Source organism: Microcoleus sp. S13_C5 (genome assembly GCF_036700845.1).
Classification (GTDB): Bacteria; Cyanobacteriota; Cyanobacteriia; order Cyanobacteriales; family Microcoleaceae; genus Microcoleus.
Genome location: NZ_JAUBPR010000226.1, coordinates 1 through 4,308, shown reverse-complemented (window position 1 = coordinate 4,308; position 4,308 = coordinate 1). Strand labels below are relative to the sequence as shown.

Sequence of the window (4,308 nt, the reverse complement as noted above, 5' to 3'; positions counted from 1 at the left end):
ACGGCAATCGTTTGGGAGTTTTGTGTTTCCGAATCTATCTTCCTTTCCTTCTGCTTGAATATCTGCGGAATGTGGGTAGGAAGATCGCCATTTGGCTTCCCAAATATCACCATCGTATCAGGTGCTTGAGAAATTTCCGGTTTCCCTTCAACTGGATACCACAGTAAATCGGCAGCTACAAAAACGTTTGGGTTATCTTTAAACAGCGATTCGCAACCTTCTTTAATTTTGACAATTAATTCATATTGAATTGTGCTTTCTGCCATTGGTTGACCATCGCTGGAAGGATAAATGATTTCTTCGGTTGTGACTTGCATAGTGTTTGTCTCCGAGAAGTATCTAAGTTTAATTGTACTATTTATTCAGATAAGCCTGTGGTTGAAACCGCGTCTACAAAAACCAAGTCCGCCTACGCAGACTAAGAAATAATGAGAGTATTTGTGATGCTGTAAGGGCGGGTTTTACCAACAATAATTGCCTAAAACCGACTATCTCATAAACCCGCCCCGCCCAAGGGCAAATCCCTATTCTTGAATCCAGGCTTGAAACCGAGTATGCGATCGCAGGCTGTCAAAATCCGAGTCAGTTTTTGCCATTTCTCGGTATTTGTCAGGATTCAGATTGATGGCTTGCTGCAAATTCTGAATTGCTTGGTCAATCTGACTCTGTAACGCATAGCAGCAAGCTTTATTATAAAATGTTGCGTCCTCATCTGGTTTGAATTCTAAGGCTTTGTCGAAGGAGGCGAGGGCTTCTTCCCATCTTTCTAAATTAGCCAGTGCAGTGCCCCGATTGTTCCAGGCTGCGTATGAATCTGGTTTGATGTCTAAGGCTTTGTCGAAGGAGGCTATTGCTTCTTCCCATCTGCCTAAATTAGCCAGTGCAGTGCCCCGGTTGTACCAAGGCTCGTCCTCATCTGGTTTAATTTCTAAGGCTTTGTCGAAGGAGGCTATCGCTTCTTCCCATCTGCCTAAATTAGCCAGTGCAATGCCCCGATTGTACCAGGGTTCGTATGAATCTGGTTTGATGTCTAAGGCTTTGTCGAAGGAGGCTATCGCTTCTTCCCATCTGCCTAAATTAGCCAGTCCAATGCCCCAATTGTACCAGGGTTCGTATGAATCTGGTTTAATTTCTAAGGCTTTGTCGAAGGAGGCTATCGCTTCTTCCCATCTGCCTAAATTAGCCAGTCCAATGCCCCGATTGTACCAGGGTTCGTATGAATCTGGTTTAATTTCTAAGGCTTTGTCGAGGGAGGCTATCGCTTCTTCCAATCTTCCTAAATTACCCAGTGTACTGCCCCGATTCTTCCAGGCTGCGTGATAATCTGGTTTGAATTCTAAGGCTTTGTCATAGGAGGCTATCGCTTCTTCTAGCTTGCCTAAATTACGCAGTGCATTGCCCCGATAGTTCCAGGCAAGGTAATCATCTGGTTTGAATTCTAAGGCTTTGTCATAGGAGGCTATCGCTTCTTCTAGCTTGCCTAAATTACGCAGTGCATTGCCCCGATAGTTCCAGGCAAGGTAATCATCTGGTTTGAATTCTAAGGCTTTGTCATAGGAGGCTATCACTTCTTCTAGCTTGCCTAAATTACGCAGTGCATTGCCTCGATAGTTCCAGGCAACGTAATCATCTGGCTTGAATTCTAAGGCTTTGTCGTAGGAGGCTATCGCTTCTTCCCATCTTTCTAAATTATACAGTGCATTGCCCCGAGATTTCCAGGCTTCGTGTTTATCTGGTTTGAATTCTAAGGCTTTGTCGTAGGAGGCTATCGCTTCTTCTAGCTTGCCTAAATTATAAAGTACACTGCCCCGATATTTCCAGGCTTCGTGTTTATCTGGTTTGAATTCTAAGGCTTTGTCGTAGGAGGCTATCGCTTCTTCCCATCTTCCTAAATTATGCACTGCAATACCCCGATAGTACCAGGCTGCGTGATTATCTGGTTTGATTTCTAAGGCTTTGTCGTAGGAGGCTATCGCTTCTTCCCATCTTCCTAAATTACCCAGTGCATTGCCCCGAGATGTCCAGGCTTCGTGTTTATCTGGTTTGAATTCTAAGGCTTTGTCGTAGGAGGCTATCGCCTTTGTATATTCTTGAGCATAGCCATACAATAAACCTTGTTCATAAAACAATTCTGCTTTTTGTTCGGGTGTTTGCCCATCCTCATCAATTAAAGATTGAATCCTCACCAATTCCCGTTTCCGTTCTTGGGGAGTCAAAGCTAGATAATCTTCGTGCTTCCTTCTTTCGGAACAAGCCTGCCTTGATTCCCGTTGCAGCAGTTCTTTATCCATTGACAACTTAAATAAACTCGATCGCCAATCAAAGAAATCAGGTGCCCGCTGAATAAAATAATCAATAGCAAACTTAGGCAACAGAAAAACAAAACAGATTTTAAAATTATCTCGAAATCGTTCTCGCTGCTGGTTTAAATTAATTAAAACAGGCGGCACTCCCCGCCAACTGTAAGAGTAGATATCCTTACTTTCCCAGCCGATATCCTTTTTCTCTTGTTCGTATTCATAAAGTGAATATTCTAAACCTTGGACGAATAGGACATTGATGCGATCGCGATTTGGCAACTCTTCAATTAGATTGTAAAAATCATAAACCGATTCCTTCAGCCGCAAAACCTCAATATTTTGCTGCGGAATATCTGTTTTAACTCTAGCAATCCAGCGTTCTCCCTCCGCCGGCGAACACTCCACAAACAACAAGCTAAAGCCATCTGTCCGCTTGAGAGTGCGTACCAGAGTTAGATATTCTTCCTCCGGTTCTGCAGGTGGCAAATCTTCGTCCCAATCAATTGCTTCTGGTTTCATGGCTGAAGTAGAGCGACTGCTTCCCTAAATTCCTGAATGCCTTTAATTAGCGGGTGAACATCATACCAAGGCTGCATTTCTCCTTCATTATCAAAATATCGGTATTCCAAAATACAGCGGTTAAATAGTAAATTGCGGTGCTTTTCTTCATTAAGAATCCGGTGAGAAATAGAGACTTTTGCTAAAATTGACCATTCATCTTGTCCGGGAGTTTTGCGGTAGACATTCCGCTCTTTCGTGATTGCTCTTTGGGCCGCTTTGGCAGTAATTGGCAAATTCTGTGTTTGATTCACAGCCTCTCGCATCATCTTCATCAAATCCCTAACGTGACCTCCACTCATCAAGCACAGCCGTTCTAGGGTTTCTTCGGTGTCAAACAATCCTGTCTCTAAAGATAGATTTGGAGCGATTTTTTGCACCCGCTTCTTAATCAACTCTTTAATTTTAGCAAGTCCCGGTTGGTGAGCGCTACCATCGAGATTCTGTACCAGAATCATTGGCAGCACTTGCGGAGTATTGTACTTATCGCTTAAATCAGCAGCGCGGTTAGAATGCACCATCGAAATCGGTACAGTGTAAACGACGTGACAATCTAAAGCTTGGAGTTGTTCGCTGCGGTCTAAGAAAATTTGGTCTAGATTGCTGCGTCCTCCTGCGTCTGTCGCAGAAAATGGCACAATCCGGTCTAAATTATCGGCAATCGCTACCAGTTGCGAATATTTGTTGGGCAACTTTTTTTTAGCGTCGCCAATAAACTCGTTTAGCGCATCAATCAGCGTTTGTGTTTGGGGCTCAACTTTTTCTCGGATTTTGTGGCGCAGACTCGGTTGAGTTCTCACATTCGCCGTCAACTTGGCAAACTGACTAATTTGCGCCTCTAAGCTCAATTTTTCAAAAGATATTTCTGTTAGCCCTAAATCTTTTAAATCGTCCCAGCGGTCTTTCATCCAATTGAGCAAAGGCTTGGAGTCAGCCTCTTTAATTGCTTCTAATAAATGTCTGGTGCAAGCTAGCAAAATATCTGTATATTCAGTATCTTCGGGATTGATATCTTCCGCGTCAGCCGCAAAATAAACTACAAAATAACCTTTGTTGTTCAAGTGTTGCTGTAGCCGCAGCAATTCCGTTGATTTTCCAGCACCGCGATGTCCTGCATACAACTGGCAAGTCATCGGTTCTGAACGCTCAATGTTGAGGCCCAAGTCTAGGGTAATATTGTCATCTCCTCGCACTTCCCCACAGTCAACATATTGAGGGTCGCCTGCTGGTAAAGGAGAAGATGGGTTAAAGGCGTTGTAGAGGTCTTTTAGTAGTTTTTCTGTATTTTGAGTCATAATTTTTTTTAGTATTTTTGGTTTTTTATAGGCTCAACCGCAGATTTAAGGCAGATGAACACGGATAAACCCAGATAATTATAACCCACATTCCGCAGATGTGGGTGGAATTTTTTTATCAGTTGTGAAAAGTGGGAACCCCAAAGTTTTTCCGT

The 4,308-nt window shown here is 43.2% G+C and carries 2 protein-coding genes and 1 pseudogene; all 3 read right to left on the bottom strand.

Annotated elements, in window-relative coordinates:
• A pseudogene (locus QUA04_RS28840) lies at nucleotides 1-317 on the bottom strand (Uma2 family endonuclease); the annotation flags it as partial.
• A 207-nt stretch (nucleotides 318-524) separates the two neighbouring features.
• Nucleotides 525-2,819, bottom strand: coding sequence for a tetratricopeptide repeat protein (locus QUA04_RS28835; RefSeq protein ID WP_333263985.1), 2,295 nt, complete (start codon nucleotides 2,817-2,819; stop codon nucleotides 525-527).
• Nucleotides 2,816-4,153, bottom strand: coding sequence for an ATP-binding protein (locus tag QUA04_RS28830; protein ID WP_333263982.1), 1,338 nt, complete (start codon nucleotides 4,151-4,153; stop codon nucleotides 2,816-2,818). The genes QUA04_RS28835 and QUA04_RS28830 overlap by 4 nt, the downstream gene beginning before the upstream one ends.
• Nucleotides 4,154-4,308: the final 155 nt, after the last annotated feature.

Coding starts and splice junctions, on each gene's coding strand:
- QUA04_RS28830 (WP_333263982.1), bottom strand. CDS start 4,153: ATGACTCAAAATACAGAAAAACTACTAAAAGACCTCTACAACGCCTTT.
- QUA04_RS28835 (WP_333263985.1), bottom strand. CDS start 2,819: ATGAAACCAGAAGCAATTGATTGGGACGAAGATTTGCCACCTGCAGAA.